We start from the raw sequence: 15093 nt of genomic DNA on the forward strand, positions 1-15093 counted from the left end.
TCCTCGTCGGGGTGCGGCATCAACCGTGCCGGAGGATGCGTGAGGTTCCCGCTCGACCCGACGGGCGTCCCGACCAGGCGGATGCCCGTCGTGTGCCCGCCGGCCGCACCGCATCATGGTCTCACTTGCCGTACGCCACCCGCCACACGGTGTTGCTCTGGTCGTCGGTCACCAGCAGCGCGCCGTCCTTGGCCACCGCGACGCCGACCGGACGGCCCCACACGTCGCCGGTGCTCGTGACGAAGCCGGTCATGAAGTCTTCGTAATACCCCGCCGCCTTGCCGTCCTTGACCGGGATGCGGATCACCTTGTATCCGGTGCGCCGCGAGCGGTTCCATGACCCGTGCTCCGCCGCGAAGATGTGGCCCTGGTAGTCGGCCGGGAACTGCTGGCCCGTGTAGAAGCAGAGGTCGAGGGAGGCCGAGTGCGACTGGATCAGCACGTCCGGCACGATGACCTTGTCCCGGAGCTCGGGGCGCTTGCCCTCGTGGCGCGGATCCTGGTGCGCGCCGAGGTAGTACCAGGGCCAGCCGTAGAAGCCGCCCTCTTGCACGCGCGTCACGTAATCGGGGACCAGGTTGTCGCCGAGCTCGTCGCGCTCGTTCACGCTGGTCCAGAGCGCGCCCGTCGCCGGCTCGATGGCCAGGCCGACCGGGTTGCGGATGCCTGACGCATGGAGCGCCTCGTTCTTGCCGTCGGGCGTGAAGGCCAGGATGCACGCGCGCCGGATCTCGTCTTCGTCGTCATCGACGTTGGAGCGAGAGCCCACGGACACGAACATTCGCTCGTTGTCCTTGCTGAAGACGATATCGCGGGTCCAGTGGCCGCCGCCGCCCACGGCCTCCTTGCCCGAGGGGATGTTGGTGACCAGCGCCTCGGCCGGGCCGCTGGCCCTGGTGTCGCCCGCCTTGTAAGGGAACCGCACCACGCTGTCGGTGTTCGCGATGTAGACGTGCGTCGGCGCCTCGGTGCCGCTCGGATAGAAGGCGATGCCGAAGGGGCGGTTGAGGTCCTCGGCGTAGACGCTGCGGAGGTCGGCCTTGCCGTCGCCGTCCGTGTCCCGGAGCACCTGCACCCGATCCGCCGCGCTCTCGGCCACGAACACGTCGCCGTTCGGCGCCACCTGCACGACGCGCGGCTTCTCCAGCCCCGTGGCGACCTCGGCGACGGTGAATCCCGACGGGACTTTGGGGAACGCACCGGCTGGACGATCTGCCTTGCTTGGACTGTTGGTCACCGACTCGCCCTCGTTGGGCGCGGGGAGGTCGGCGACGGTGATCTTGCGCTTCACGCCGGGCGCGTCCGTGGTCCAGTCGCCCAGCGCGTCGGCGCCGGTGAGGATCCTGTCGGTGGGCGCTGGCTGCGGTGTGACTTCAGCGCGCTTGGGCGAGCAGGAGGCCAGCGCGCTCGCGCCGGCGCCAACCAAGAGCACCTGAGCCACACCACGCCGGGCCCACCGGCGGCCTGATCTTCGGTTGTCCATGGACTCGGGTTGCCATTCGGCTGCTCCTCTGTCCACCGCTCCTTTCGACCGATGAGCCCGCCGATCTCCTCGCCTCTCGCCACGCGCAGACGCGGGAGCGCCCGTCCATCCAACCATCCAACCCCTGCTGCCGCCCCTGTGCCGACTACCAGTCCGCCTCGATCACCCCCCCGGTGTACTGCGTGCTGGTCGGCGTGTACTGGTGCACCTCGAACTTGTTGCCGTCGGGGTCCGCCAGCCAGATCTGGTACGTATTGTCGCAGCCGAGCTTCTTCTCGGTGAACGGGACGCCGCGGCTCGTCAGCGTCGCCATCACGGCGTCCATGTCGTCGGTCTCCAGGCAGAAGTGGGCGATCCCGGTATTGACCACCTCGCCGAGGTTTCGGTCCTCGAACATCTCCATGTAGTTGCCGTCGGCGATCTCGAGGTAAGCGCCGAACGGCGCGCCTTCGCGGGTGAAGTGGAACTTCGTGGCGAACCCGAGCTTGCCGTAGAAGTCGACCGAGCGCTGCAGATCTCTCACGTTGAGACAGACGTGCGCGATGCGTTTGAACATGGGGGAGCCTCCGCGACGGCGCCGGGGTAGGGGAGCGGCGCGCGCGGCCGAGGATACCCCACCCGGAGCCCCCGGCGCGACAGCGGCCCTTCGCCGTTCCCGTTCGCCTCAGCGCAGCCCGAGCCGCTTCGCGAGGTGGTGCAGGTTACTGCGGTGCATCCCGAGCGATCGCGCCGCGGCGGCCCAGTTGCCATCGGCCTGCGCCACGGCCTTCTCGATGAGCCCGCGCTGGAACGCGTCGACCTGCTCATTCAGCGGCGCCTTCTCCCCGTCGTCCTCGCGCGGCGCGGGCTCCGCCGCCGCGGCGACCTCGACCCCGAGGTGGGCCGGCTTGACGACCACGGGCGCCCCGCGGGGCACGCCCCGCGACGCCTGCAGCACCATCCGGAACACCGTGTTCTCCAGCTCGCGCACGTTCCCCGGCCAGGCTCCGCCCGCGAGCAGCTCTCGCGCCGCCTTCGTCAGCCGCACCGGCCCGACGCCGAGCCGCGCGCGCGCCTCGTCGCAGAAGTGGCCGGCGAGCAGCGGGATATCGCTCCTCCGCTCGCGCAGCGGCGGCACCGCGAGGCGATAGACGTTGAGCCGGTGGAACAGGTCCGCCCGGAAGCGCCCCTCGGCCACCTCCCGCTCGATATCGCGGTTCGTGGCCGCCACGACGCGCACGTCGACGCGCAGCGATCGATCGGCGCCGACCCGCTGCACCTCGCCCTCCTGCAGCGCTCGCAGCAGCTTCGGCTGGATCGACAGCGGCAGCTCGCCGATCTCGTCGAGGAGCAGCGTGCCCTTGTCCGCCACCTCGAGCTTCCCCGGCCGGCTCTGCTCCGCCCCGGTGAACGCGCCGCGCACGTGCCCGAACAGCTCGCTCTCCGCCACCGACTCGGGCAGCGCCGCGCAGTTCACGTGGAGCAGCGGCTCGCCCCGCCGCCTCGACGCCGCGTGGACGGCGCGCGCCACGAGCTCTTTCCCCACGCCCGTCTCGCCCGTGATCAGCACGGTGAGATCCGACGGCCCCACGAGCGCGATCTCGTCGCGCAGCCGCTGCATCGCCGGGCTCGTCCCGAGCAGGCTCGCGCCCCGCTCCCGCTCCGCCGCCCGCCGGAGATCGTCGGCGACCAGGCCGAGCCGCTCGGCGCTGTGCTCGAGCGCGTCGATGAGCTGGCTCGTGCGCACCGCCGCGCCGGCCAGCGCGCCCAGCCAGGAGAGCGTCGCCGCGTCGACCTGCTCGAAGGCGCGCGGATCGCGCGCGTCGGCCGTCAGGAGCCCGATGAGCGTGCCCTCGACCCGCAGCGGACAGCCGAGGCACGCGTGGACGTGCGCCAGCGCGGTCGCGTCCGACGCGAGCAGCCCGTCGAACGGATCCGGCAGCTCGGTGTCCGGCGCGAAGCGCACCGGCGCCTCGGCGTGGCAGAGGATGTCGAGCCGAGGGTGCGCCTTCGTGCAAAACGTGCGCCCCAGCGCCTCCGGCGGCCGCCTGGGTGCACGAAACGAAGGGGCGCACGGGAGCGGCACGCCGCCTGCTTCATGGCCGGGCGTCACGACCGGAGCTCCCGATGTCGCGCCGCGGAGGCGCGAGCGCGCCGGGGCTCACGCGAACAACGAGGTCGCTATGCATAACCTACGACGACTCTGGCTGGCGCTCGCCGCCGTCATCACCGCTGGCTTCTTGATACTCGGCTTCACAGGCCGGGAGGTGTACCGCAAGGCCCCGCCGATCCCCGAGCGGGTGGAGACGCCGTCCGGCCGGGTGCTGCTCACGAAGGACGATATCCTGGACGGGCAGCTGGTCTATCAGAGCATCGGCGGACAGCAGGTCGGCAGCGTCTGGGGGCACGGCGCTTACCAGGCGCCGGACTGGTCGGCGGACTGGCTCCATCGCGAAGCCGAGGCGCAGCTCGCGCGCTGGAGCCAGCGAGAGCACGGCGCGGCGTTCGCGGCGCTCCAGGACGAGGCGCAGGCCGCGCTCAAGGCGCGGCTCCAGCGGGAGATGCGCCACAACGGCTACGACCCCGCGACCGGCGCGCTCACGGTCTCCGAGGATCGCGCGCTGGCGATCGAGGAGACCGCGGCGCACTACCGCGCGCTCTTCGGCGACGAGCCGAGCCTCGCCGGCCTGCGTGAGAGCTACGCGCTGCACACCGGCGCGGTCCCCGACGCCGGGCGGCGCGACAAGCTGACGGCGTTCTTCTTCTGGACCTCGTGGGCCGCGGCCGCGGAGCGCCCTGGCACCGGCGCCAGCTACACCAACAACTGGCCTCATGAGCCGCTCGTCGGCAACGTCCCCACGAGCGCCAACGTGATCTGGTCGATCGTGAGCATCGTGCTGCTGCTCGCCGGGATCGGCGCGCTCGTCTGGTACCACGCGTTCCGCCGCAGCGAGGAGCCGTCCGACCCTGCGCCGGCGCGCGATCCGCTCGCGGGGTGGGTGCTCACCCCGTCGATGCGGGCCGTCGGCAAGTACTGCGTCGTCGTGGTCGCGCTGCTCGTGCTCCAGGTCGCGCTCGGCGTGCTGACCGCGCACTACACCGTCGAGGGAAACGAGGTCTTCGGGCTGCCGCTCGGGGAGATCCTGCCGTACGCGGTGACGCGCACCTGGCACGTCCAGCTCGGCGTCTTCTGGATCGCGACCGCGTTCCTCGCGACGGGGCTGTTCCTCGCGCCGGCGGTGGGCGGGCGCGAGCCGAGGGGGCAGCGGCTCGGCGTCAACGTCCTCTTCGGGGCGCTCGTCGTCGTGGTCTTCGGCTCGCTCGCCGGAGAGTGGCTGTCGGTCAAGCAGCGCTTCGCGCTCGAGACCTCGTTCTGGTTCGGGCACCAGGGGTACGAGTACGTCGACCTCGGCCGCGCCTTCCAGATAGCGCTCTTCGGCGGGCTCGCGCTCTGGCTCTTCCTGATGCTGCGCGCGCTCTGGCCCGCGCTCGCGCGGCGCGACATGAGCCGGCACATCGTGCTGCTCTTCACCGGCGCCACGGTCGCTATCGGGATGTTCTACGGCGTGGGGCTCTTCTACGGCGCGAAGACGCACCTGTCGGTCATGGAGTACTGGCGCTGGTGGGTCGTCCACCTCTGGGTCGAGGGGTTCATGGAGGTGTTTGCCACCGCGGCGATCGCGTTCCTGTTCACCCGGCTCGGCCTCGTGCGTCCGGACAGCGCGGCGCGGGCGGCGATCCTGTCGACCTGCATCTTCCTCATCTCGGGCATCCCCGGCACGTTCCACCACCTCTACTTCAGCGGCACGCCGGTCTCGGTGATGGCGGTGGGCGCGAGCTTCAGCGCCCTGGAGGTCGTGCCGCTCGTCCTCGTGGGGATGGAGGCGCACGAGACCTGGCAGATGCAGCACCGGAGCGGGTGGATGCAGGCCTATCGCTGGCCCATCCAGTTCTTCGTCGCCGTCGCGTTCTGGAACTTCGTGGGCGCGGGGGTGTTCGGCTTCCTCATCAACCCGCCGATCGCCCTCTATTACATGCAGGGTCTCAACACGACCCCCGTGCACGCGCACGCCGCCCTCTTCGGCGTCTACGGGCTGTTGTCCCTCGGCCTCGTGCTGGTGATGCTCCGCCGCCTGCGCCCCGACGCGGTGTGGAACGAGGCGCGGCTCCGGGTGGCGTTCTGGGGGATGAACGGCGGCCTCGGCCTCATGATCCTGCTGAGCCTCCTGCCGATCGGGCTCGCGCAGGCGTGGGCCAGCGTCGAGCGCGGCCTGTGGTATGCGCGGAGCGCGGAGTTCCTGCAGCAGCCGGTCCTCGAGGCGCTGCGCTGGATGCGGTTCTTCGGAGACAGCCTGTTCATCGTCGGCGTCGTGGCCTTCGTGGCGTTCGTCGCGGGGGTCTTCACCCGGCGGCCGGCGGGCGCTGCCTCGGCGAAGCCCGCGCCGGACGGTGAGGCGGCAGGCATGGCCGCGCCGGCGGCGAGCGGCGCGCCGGCGGCCTGATCACCCGCGCGCCAGCGCCCGCCTGCGCGCTGGCGCGCCTCCTCGCCGCCGCGCGGCGCCCCGAAATGTGCGCGTGGCGTCGAGCACAGCCGTGATCCGCCACGCTATGCTCGGGTCCTGGAGCGCCACGGCGCTCGCCCACGGGAACCCAGCATGTCCATCGAGCACTTCGACGTCCTGATCGTAGGCGCCGGCCTCTCCGGCATCGGCGCCGGCTACCACCTCCAGACGCGCTGCCCCGGCAAGCGGTACGCGATCCTCGAGGGGCGCAGCGCGATCGGCGGTACCTGGGACCTGTTCCGCTACCCTGGCGTCCGCTCGGACTCGGACATGTTCACGCTCGGCTATTCCTTCCGCCCCTGGAAGGAGGCCAAGGCGATCGCGGACGGGCCGTCGATCCGCGACTACGTGCGCGACACGGCCCGGGAGCTCGGCATCGACCGGCACATCCGGTTCAATCATCGGGTTCGATCCGCGTCGTGGTCCTCGGAGCACGCGCGGTGGACTGTCGAGGTGGACGTCGGCCCAGGCGAGGAGCTCGTCCGCTACTCCTGCAGCTTCCTGTACGTCTGCAGCGGCTACTACCGCTACGAGAGCGGGTATACGCCCAGCTTCCCTGGCCGCGACGACTTCCAGGGACAGCTCGTGCACCCCCAGCAGTGGCCGGAGGATCTCGACTACCGGGGCAAGCGTGTCGTCGTCATCGGCAGCGGCGCCACGGCCGTGACGCTGGTGCCCGCGATGGCGACCGACGCAGCGCATGTGACGATGCTCCAGCGCTCACCGACATACATCGCCTCGCTGCCCTCGGAGGACCCGCTCGCGAACGCTATCCGCGAGCGCTTGCCGGAGCGGATCGCCCACCGCGTTGTCCGCTGGAAGAACGTCGCGATCGGCCTGCTCTTCTACCAGGTCTGTCAACGCGCGCCGCAGCTGGCCAGGCGGATGCTCCGCAGCGGTGTCGCTCGGCATCTGCCGCCCGACTTCGATATCGATACACACTTCAACCCTCGCTACGATCCGTGGGATCAGCGCCTCTGCTTCGTGCCGGACGCCGATTTCTTCCGCGCGGTGAAGGAGGGGCGCGCCTCGGTGGTCACCGACCGCATCCGGGCCTTCACGAAGAACGGTGTCCTGCTCGAGTCAGGCAAGGAGCTCCAGGCAGACATCATCGTGACGGCCACAGGCCTTCAGCTCCTGCTCTGCGGCGGTATCCGCTTCGCCATCGACGATGACGTCCTCGATCCCGCCCGGTTGTTCATCTACAAGGGGTTGATGCTGGGCGGCGTCCCGAACTTCGCGCTCTGCGTCGGTTACACGAACGCCTCGTGGACGCTCCGCGCCGAGCTGGCCTCGACATACGTCTGCCGGCTGCTCAACCACATGGATCGCCACGGTTACCGGCAGTGCTTGCCGCGCCCTGAGGAATCCATCCTCGATCCTCGGCCGCTGCTCGGCCTGACGTCGGGCTACGTGAAGCGCTCCGTGGACCACCTGCCCAAGCAGGGATCGAAGGCGCCGTGGTACTTCCGCCAGAACTACGTGCTTGATCTGCTCGCGATGAAGCTCGGCCCGGTGGACGACGGCACCATGGTCTTTTCCAGGGAAGGTCGGTCACCGCGACGCGATGTCGCGAGCGCGGAGCGTCCTCGGCGCGCGGAGGCTTGAACAGAGGCGCGCGCCGCTGGCGAGCCGCAGCGACGACCGGCTCCAGGCGGCCGAGATCCCTCAGGGGGACAGGATGAGCACCTTGACCTGACTCGGCACGATCCGCATTCCGGGGCAGTTCGTGGAGTTCTGGATGCTCATGCTGGTCAGCCGGGTGGCCGGCATGCCGCCGACGAGGCATGTGAACGCGGCGGTGATGTGGCGGGAAGGCCCCATGACCGACCCGGACGCGACCCCCAGGGCGACGCCGGGCTGATCGCCGACGGAGATGAGCTGCGTCGTCAGCAGGTTATGCGCGGGCGTGCACATGAACAGCACGTTGTACGCGGCTGGCGCGCTCACCGGGCCAAAGGACATGTTCGGATAGGGGATCGGGACAGGCACCGGCGGGGTGAGGCACACGTCCGGAAACCCGAGGTTCATCCCGCCCATCTGCGTGTTCGCGAACATGATGTCTCCTCAACCCAGGTGGATCTGCTCGCCGTCGATCTTGACGAGCTCCTGCGCGGTCACCAGCGTGTTCTCGCCGCGCAGGCTCATCGTCTTCTTCGCGACGTAATCGACCCGCTCGGCCCGGAGCTGCTCGCTCTCCTCGACGGTGCGGTACGAGCGCTTCACCCGCTGCGAGAGCCGCTCCAGCACGGAGTCGAGGCTCCCGGCAAGGACCTTGGCCTTGCTGATCTCCGCGCGAAGGAGCGTCCCGACGAACGAGAGGCTCTGCAGCGCGACGTTCCCGTCCACGGCGTTCACCGAGAGGCCCGCCGAGACCACCGCCACCTCCTTGGCCGAGACCAGGCCGATGCCGTCCTGCGCGGCGACACTGAGGCGACCGGCTGGCAGCTTGATGTTCAGGTCGCCGTCGGCGACGATGCTCCCGGGCGCGCCGTCCTCCCGCTCCAGCACGGAGAGCACGTAGCAACGCCCGTCGGTCGCCACGGCAACGAGCACGAGGTCGCCCGCCTCTGGCTCGAGGAGGCACCCCTTGGCGCGCTTCGCCCGGACTTCGCCCGCGTCGGTCTCCACGACGAGCGCCGCGCCGTCGGCGCGCACCACGGTGCCGAACTCCTGAGTGACCAGAGCCCTCGGCTCCTGCTTTCTCGCCAGATTGCGCATGATTCCCTCGTCAACGCGTAGACGTCTCGACACCCGCGGCCGGGGGCTCCGAGCTCCCCCGGCTGCTGCTCAACACCCGTGATTGCCACTGCTCCGCCTCGGCGAGATCCGCGTCGTCGCCGAGGGCGGCCGCCCGGTTGGACCACACGGCCCCTTCGTCCTTGATCCGATGGAGGCGCGCTCGAAACAGGGTCGCCCTCGAGAAGTCGCCGGCCGAGACGTCGGCGTGGGAGAGGTCGGCGTACGTCAGGTTGGCGCCGTTCCAGCGCGCGCCCGCGCACGCGGCCCGGGTCAGGATGCACATCTCCAGGTTGGCGCCGGAGAGGTTGGCCTCGACGAGGCGGGCGCCCACGAGGACCGACTCCTTGAGCACGGTCCCGGCGAGGCTCGCGCGGGTGAGGTTGGCATTCACGAAGAGCGCCCGGCCCGCGAGCGCGCCGTCGAGCTTGGCGCCGGAGAGGTTCGCGTCCTTGAAACCGCACTGCGTCAGCGTCGCGCCGGAGAAGTCGCAGCCGCTGAGATCGGCGCCCGTGAACTGCGTCATCGTGAACGACATCCCGCGCAGGTCCTGGCCCGCGAGCTTCCCCTCCACGAGCACGGCGAGCTCCAGGACGGCGCCGCCGAGGGTCGCGGTCGAGAGATCGGCGCGCACGAGCGCCGTCTGCTTCAGCGCGGCGCCCGAGAGGTCGATCCCCTCGGTCCGCACGTCCAGGATGACGGCGCGGTCCAGGTTGGCGCGCGCGAGCCGGGCGCCCGAGAGGCTCGTGTTGATCACGCTCGCGAGGGTCAGGTCTGCTCCGCTCAGATCGATCGAGGAGAGATCGCCGCCGGTGAGCTGCGCTGCGATCAGGGAGGCGCCGTCCAGCTTCGCCCCCGTGAGATCACAGTCCACGATCGCCGCGAGGTGCAGGTTGGCGCCGGACAGGCGCGCGCCGCTGAAGCTGCAGCCGGTGGCGGTCGACTCCTTCAGCCGAGCGCCCGAGAGGTCCGCGCCGGCGAAGCTCACCTTGTCGAAGATCGCGCCGGAGAGGTCGGCGCCCGAGAGGTCGACGCCCGAGAGGTCGACGTCGGAGATGATCTCGCCGCCCTGGACCAGCTCGACCAGATCACTTCTGTCCATGGTTCTCCGGCGGCGCGACGAAGCGCACGTACTTCACATTGGCCCCCTTCAGGCTCGTCGCGGCGTTTCCGCGCATTTTCGTGGCGTCGACGCGGAACAGGTTGGCCCTCTCGAAGTTCGCGTCGTCGACCTTCGCCTTCTGCAGCACGGCCTCCATCAGATCGATGCCGGACAGCGAGGCGCCCGAGAGGTCTGCCCGCGTGAGCAGGGCGCCCACCGCGACGGCGCGATCCAGGCGAGCGCCCGTGAGGTCGCACTCGCTGAGATCGGAGCTCCGCAGGTTGGCCTCGGTGAAGTCGCTCCCTCGGAGGCAGGTGCCCCGAAGGTTGGCCTGCTCGAGCGAAGCGCCGCGGAAGTCGGCGCCGGCGAACGACGAGCCTGCGATGATGCGGATGTTGTCGAGCTTGGCGCCGCGGAAGACGGCGCCGTCGCCCTTGCCGGTGATGAACACCGACGCGCGGAGGTTCGCGCCGCGAAAGTCGACGCCCTCCACGTTGGCCTCGATGAAGGTGCATTTCTCGAGGTCTGCGCCGGAGAGCTGGGCGCCGGAGAGGTTGGTGTTGATAAAGATGAGGTTGCGCGCGGTCACGTGGCTGAAGTCGGCCCCATCGAAGGTCGCCTCGGACAGGTCGGCGTCCGACAGGCGCGCACCGGTCAGGTTGGCGCCCGACAGGTTGGCCTTCGCCAGCACGGCGCCGGTGAGGTCGAGCCCGCCGCCCATCTTCACGTCGGAGAGGTTCGCTCCGCCGAAGTTCGCGCCGGCGAGGTTCGCCCCGGTGAGATCTGCGCCGAGGAGATTGGCCTTTGCCAGGACCGCGCCGGCGATGTTCGCGCCGCACAGCCGGGTGCCCGTGAGGACCGCGGCCTCGAGCAGCGCGCCCTCGAGATCGATGCCCGACAGGTCGAGGTGCGAGAGATCGGCGCCCGTGAGATCGCGCCCTGCGAAGCTCTCCCCGGCCCGGTGCCCGGCGATCACCTCTTCCCGCACGCGAGCGGCCTCCTCGCCGCCCAGCCGGGAGGCCGCCGGGTAGTGGTGTGCGAACTTCCTGTAGGCAGAGCGCATCTGCTCCTCGACCTCGAAGAGGCGCGCCACGAGCTCCGGATCACCGACCTGTGCCTCGATCTCGGGCCACTCGACCCCGCCGTTCCGCGCCATCTGGGCCACGTCCTCGAGCCGCTCGATCTCCTTCTTGGCCGAGAACCGGGGCGGGCCGCCGGCTTCCTTCTGCCGCTCGCCCATGATCGCGTCATAATCAAATCCGTGCTTCGCGCACTCGGCGCGCGCCCTCTGCTCCTCGGCCGCGCGGCGTGCCTCCGCGTCCGCCTTGGCCTTCTCGGCCTCGGTCATCGCCCGCTCGACGTACGCCGGCAGCTCGTCCAGGCTGGGCTCGAGCACGTCCTCGTCCGGCGGCAGCGGCGCGACGAGCGGCTCCGGATCGAGCCCCTGCGCCCGGATCTTCGCCTTGAGCTGCTCGATGTCCCGCTCCATCTTGGCGCGGGCGCGTTTCTGCCAGAGCCGTTCCGACTGGAGCAGCCTTGTCATCTCCGCCTGAGGGTCGTCCGGCAGCGGCCCCGCGCCCGGCTCCGGAGGCGGCATCAGGTCCGCGTCGCGCAGCAGGAACAGGTGCCCTTGCTCCTTGTCGAGTCGCTGGGCCATGACGGTCCGGTAATGCTCGACCGGCCTGGGCTCGCCCATCGCCTCGCAGCCCGCGACGATGTGGAGCACGTCGGCGGCGTCGTCTTCGCGGATCTTGAGCGCCCCGCGATAGACGAGGACCCCGCGCTCGTGGTGGGGGAAGAGCCGGACCGTGTCGAGGCGGGTCGCGATCTCCCGGAAGGACTCCCCCTCGCCGGTCTTCTGGTTGATGAAGCACCGCGTCGCCACCCCCGGCAGCGCCCCTTCGATCCGGGGCTTCCCGGGGTGCATGTTCTCGATGACGAACGCCTCGTCGCCCCGGAAATACCCCTCGATCTGCTGGTCCGGCGGCGCGGTGTTGAAGAAGCTCCAGTCGAGGTCCCTGGCGAGCTCGGGAAAGCGCTCCTTGAGCCACGCTTCATCATACGTCCCGACCTTGGAGAAGCGCTGTGGCCAGGTCGGATCGTAGCTCCCGAACCCCGCGGGCGGGGGCCGATCGCCGGACGACCGGACGAGGCGGCGCGGATCCTCGATGTTGGGCAACGGATGGACCGAGCCGTTCTCGCCGCGCACCGGCGCGAAGCCTTTGCCGACCGGGTTCGGCGCGTAGCCCTCGCCGCCGAAGGCGTTCTGCCAGGTGATCGGCATCTCGGTGAACGGCTCTGGCTCGGTCATCCCCAGGAGCCCGAAGCGACGATTTCCGACGACATAGAGCGTCTTGTCGATGGCCCCGATCTGAACCCGCACCGAGCATGCAGGGCGCGGCACGGCGCCCGCGGTGAAGCAGCGGCCGTTCACGAGCAGCTCTCCCCGGAGCTTCGGCATGCACTCGTCGAGGATGGCGTCGCTCCCCAGCTCGGCGCCGGCGAACCTCCAGAGGCTCTGCTCGTAGAGAAGGCGCCTCGGCGCCTCGAACGGGAAGAAGACGAGGAGCGTCACGACGAGGTACGGCTCGCCGTCGTTCTCGAACACCTTGGTGAGCAGCCCCAGCCGGTTCGGCTTGATCGTCTTCATGAGGTTCGCAGCAGGCTCCCGCGGTCTTCTGCTGGGCGCCGCGCTAGTGGAACATGTGGATGAAGGATTGCCAGACCTGAGCCCCGGTCGAGGTCACCCTCGCCGCAGCATGCCTGGTGACCGTCACCGCTGAGCTACCCAGCTCGACGCTCTTCTGCCAGACCTCGAGGTAGTTTTTGTTGACCACCAATTTTGCGTTCTTGACGTTGAGGCCGAGGACCGCCTCCGCCTTGATCCCGACGATGACATCCAGCTTCAATCCCCCGACCAGCTCCGTCCTTTGCGGGGCGACGACGTTCAGGGTGCCGAAGCCGTAGGTGAGGTTGATCAGGCCGCCGAAGGTGTTTTGAATTCTGAGGCCCTGAATCTCGCGGTAATCGGATTTGGCCTTCGCTCTGAAGTGCTCTGCCTGGATAATGTAGTCACCCGCAGCGATGTGCTCGACGTTGCCGCCCGGGATCTCGACCTTCCAGCCGTTGTTGAACTTCCCGTGGTGAAGGCCGGTGGTCTCCTCGTACCGGCCGCCCGTCGTCACCTTCGTCTCGTGATGGCCCTCGTACCGCTCCGTGACCTTCCCGTGGACGGTCGTCTCCTCGCTGCCGTGCTCGGATTTGCGCAGGTTGGTGACCGTGGTGGTCTGGGTGTCCAGATAGGTTTCCGTGACGGGCTTGGTGACCGTCTCGTTCTTCGTGTCCTTGTAGATCTCCGTGACGGCCTTCGTGACGGTCTCGTTCTTCGTGTCCTTGTACTCGAGGGTGACGGAGCCGGTGACGGTCTCTTTCAGGTAACCGCCGACCTCGGTCTCCAGCTGATCGCCGACGTTGTCTTTCCTCCAGGTGCCCACCTGGATCTCGAGCGACTTGCCCGTCTTGATGAGGGCGGTACCGTCCGTCCTGGAGATGAAATTGTGGTCATCGTTGGGCGCGCCCATGCGCAGCATCGTGTTCTCGGTCGGCGTGCTGACGGTGATGCGCTGCGAGCCCGCCTGGTCCTCGAGCTCGATGCGGTTCCTGCCCCCGGTCTGGATGACGTTCCTCGTCCTGTTGGCCGAAGTGACGGGGCTCGGCGTGTGCGCGTTGGGGGCGACGCCGGCGATGACGGGGCGGTCCGGATCCCCGCCGAGGAAGGTGCACATCACCTCGGTGCCCTTGCGCAGGGGGAAATGGAACCCCTCGGTGCCGCCGCCGTGCGGCTGGAGCATGCGCACCCAGGTCGAGGCCTTGCCGCCCCGGAGGTCGCTTTCATCGAAGCTCAGCTTGACCGCGTAGCGACCGTGCAGGTCGATCTGGGCGTACTCGCTGTCCGCCGGGCCGTCGACGACGGCGTGCTCGGTCCCGTAGATGCGAGGCCACGGCGTCCGCTGCGGCGCCCGGTACTGGACGGTCGAGGAGACGGCCTTGACCTCCATCCGATACACATCGTCCCAGGTGAGCCCGATGATCTGCATCAGCTCGGGCGCCCAGCCCGTCTGGTTGCCCCAGTGCTCGACCTCGGTGGCCAGATAAACCGTATTGAACGCCGGCTTCGGGTGCTCTTCGAGCTCGAACGTGTACCCGGGGCGCATGGTGAGCGCCGCCCCGGTGCCGTGGTAGACGACCTGGCCCGCGAGCAGCTCCTGCGCCTTCACGGCCGCGAGGCGGCTGCCCTCGGCCGGCGTGAAGAAACGCGCGCCGTGGACGCTGATCTCGCCGAGCCCGTTCGCCGCGACGGACGCCCTGCCGGAGATCTCGATCGCGGGATTGTTGTAATCATAGTCGCTCATGCGGACCCTGGACGGCATCGACGTGTGCCGGCACGTGAAGGTCCAGAGCAGCTCCCCCTTGGCCTTGTGCTCGTCGAACTGCGGGACGTAGCGGACCGCCTTCTCACCGAGCGGGACGTGGACGCCCTTGTCGTCGGTGATGATGAGCGTCTCCCCGCCGTCCCCTTGCTCGAAGTAATAATAGAGCCCCTCGCGCTCCATCCACCGCGAGATGAAGTCGAAGTCGCTCTCGCCGTACTGGCACACGTGCTCCTGCGGCTTGTAGCTGCCGATCAGCCTGAGCTCGACATCCGAGACCCCAGCGCCCGAGAGCACCGTCTTGATGATCTCGGGCACCGTCTGGTCGGTGAAGACCCGGCTATGCAGGGAGAGGGTGAGCTTCCAGAGCTGCGGCACGAGCACAGCGCGGAAGACGGTGCGCTCGCCAAACGCGTGGACGAGCTCCACCGTCGCGAAGATGCCGTTCACGAGGAAGGGAGCCCCGCCGTCCGACGGGGAGAGGCGGAGTGTCGCCTTCGTACCCACAGCGTCGGCGAGGTCGAGATCCTGGCCCACGTAGTTCGTCATCACGAGATAAATCTCGAAGACGTACGGTTTCGACAGCCCCTCTGTCCCTCGAAAGCCAACGACCCGCGTGGCGGCAGGGAGCGCGCTGGCGCTGACGGTGAACGCATCTTGCATGGTTGTAATCCCCGTTATCGGTGCGCGTTAGCTCCTGGCGCCGGAAGAACGTCGACTATAGAGGCGATCCCTGGAAAGCAAAGCGATGATTGCATGTCACGACGGCGCGTCGCCGTCGTGTGCATCGTGTGATCC

General features: G+C 69.2%; 10 protein-coding genes. 2 read left to right on the forward strand and 8 right to left on the reverse strand.

The genetic code is table 11. The features are described 5' to 3' along the window. Positions 1-121: 121 nt before the first annotated feature. The 3 genes from WME79_RS18450 to norR all read right to left on the reverse strand — a co-directional run bounded on the left by WME79_RS18450 (position 122) and on the right by norR (position 3575). Positions 122-1441, reverse strand: a complete 1320-nt coding sequence (locus WME79_RS18450; RefSeq protein ID WP_437539871.1) for a PQQ-dependent sugar dehydrogenase — start codon at positions 1439-1441, stop codon at positions 122-124. Between the two features lie 187 nt (positions 1442-1628). Further along, positions 1629-2039: a VOC family protein gene (locus WME79_RS18455; RefSeq protein WP_437537472.1), complete on the reverse strand. Its 411-nt coding sequence runs from the start codon at positions 2037-2039 to the stop codon at positions 1629-1631. Between the two features lie 108 nt (positions 2040-2147). Further along, a complete protein-coding gene (norR, locus tag WME79_RS18460; protein WP_437537475.1) occupies positions 2148-3575 on the reverse strand; it encodes a nitric oxide reductase transcriptional regulator NorR in 1428 nt (475 codons plus the stop codon). Between the two features lie 70 nt (positions 3576-3645). On the opposite strand from norR, the gene WME79_RS18465 reads away from it, so the two are divergent. Together WME79_RS18465 and WME79_RS18470 are read left to right on the forward strand one after the other, a co-directional pair. After that, the gene (locus WME79_RS18465; protein WP_437537478.1) at positions 3646-5964 is read left to right on the forward strand and encodes a nitric-oxide reductase large subunit; all 2319 of its coding nucleotides are present in this window, start codon (positions 3646-3648) and stop codon (positions 5962-5964) included. Positions 5965-6117: 153 nt separating this feature from the next. After that, positions 6118-7632, forward strand: coding sequence for a flavin-containing monooxygenase (locus WME79_RS18470; protein ID WP_437537481.1), 1515 nt, complete (start codon positions 6118-6120; stop codon positions 7630-7632). A 60-nt stretch (positions 7633-7692) separates the two neighbouring features. Here the strand turns inward: WME79_RS18470 and WME79_RS18475 are convergent, their stop codons facing one another. From WME79_RS18475 to WME79_RS18495, 5 genes are read right to left on the reverse strand one after another with little or no spacing between them, the layout of a single operon-like run. Then, entirely contained in the window at positions 7693-8082 is a 390-nt protein-coding gene (locus WME79_RS18475; RefSeq protein ID WP_437537484.1) for a DUF4150 domain-containing protein, read from the reverse strand. A gap of 9 nt (positions 8083-8091) precedes the next feature. After that, positions 8092-8745 carry a DUF3540 domain-containing protein gene (locus WME79_RS18480; protein ID WP_437537487.1) on the reverse strand — a complete coding sequence of 218 codons (654 nt, stop codon included), beginning with the start codon at positions 8743-8745 and terminating at the stop codon, positions 8092-8094. A gap of 10 nt (positions 8746-8755) precedes the next feature. Next, entirely contained in the window at positions 8756-9865 is a 1110-nt protein-coding gene (locus WME79_RS18485) for a pentapeptide repeat-containing protein (RefSeq protein ID WP_437537488.1), read from the reverse strand. Beyond that, the gene (locus tag WME79_RS18490; protein ID WP_437537490.1) at positions 9852-12515 is read right to left on the reverse strand and encodes a DUF2169 domain-containing protein; all 2664 of its coding nucleotides are present in this window, start codon (positions 12513-12515) and stop codon (positions 9852-9854) included. Before WME79_RS18490 ends, WME79_RS18485 begins: the two co-directional genes overlap by 14 nt. Positions 12516-12558: 43 nt before the next feature. After that, positions 12559-14958: a type VI secretion system Vgr family protein gene (locus tag WME79_RS18495; protein ID WP_437537493.1), complete on the reverse strand. Its 2400-nt coding sequence runs from the start codon at positions 14956-14958 to the stop codon at positions 12559-12561. Between the last annotated feature and the right edge of the window lie 135 nt (positions 14959-15093).

The organism is Sorangium sp. So ce726 (genome assembly GCF_051521405.1).
In the GTDB taxonomy this organism is placed as follows: domain Bacteria; phylum Myxococcota_A; class Polyangia; order Polyangiales; family Polyangiaceae; genus Sorangium.

What these genes read in the sequence shown, in the direction of transcription:
- WME79_RS18455 (WP_437537472.1), bottom strand. Translation starts at nt 2,039, where the DNA reads ATGTTCAAACGCATCGCGCACGTCTGTCTCAACGTGAGAGATCTGCAG.
- WME79_RS18465 (WP_437537478.1), top strand. Translation starts at nt 3,646, where the DNA reads ATGCATAACCTACGACGACTCTGGCTGGCGCTCGCCGCCGTCATCACC.
- WME79_RS18470 (WP_437537481.1), top strand. Translation starts at nt 6,118, where the DNA reads ATGTCCATCGAGCACTTCGACGTCCTGATCGTAGGCGCCGGCCTCTCC.
- WME79_RS18475 (WP_437537484.1), bottom strand. Translation starts at nt 8,082, where the DNA reads ATGTTCGCGAACACGCAGATGGGCGGGATGAACCTCGGGTTTCCGGAC.
- WME79_RS18480 (WP_437537487.1), bottom strand. Translation starts at nt 8,745, where the DNA reads ATGCGCAATCTGGCGAGAAAGCAGGAGCCGAGGGCTCTGGTCACTCAG.
- WME79_RS18485 (WP_437537488.1), bottom strand. Translation starts at nt 9,865, where the DNA reads ATGGACAGAAGTGATCTGGTCGAGCTGGTCCAGGGCGGCGAGATCATC.
- WME79_RS18490 (WP_437537490.1), bottom strand. Translation starts at nt 12,515, where the DNA reads ATGAAGACGATCAAGCCGAACCGGCTGGGGCTGCTCACCAAGGTGTTC.
- WME79_RS18495 (WP_437537493.1), bottom strand. Translation starts at nt 14,958, where the DNA reads ATGCAAGATGCGTTCACCGTCAGCGCCAGCGCGCTCCCTGCCGCCACG.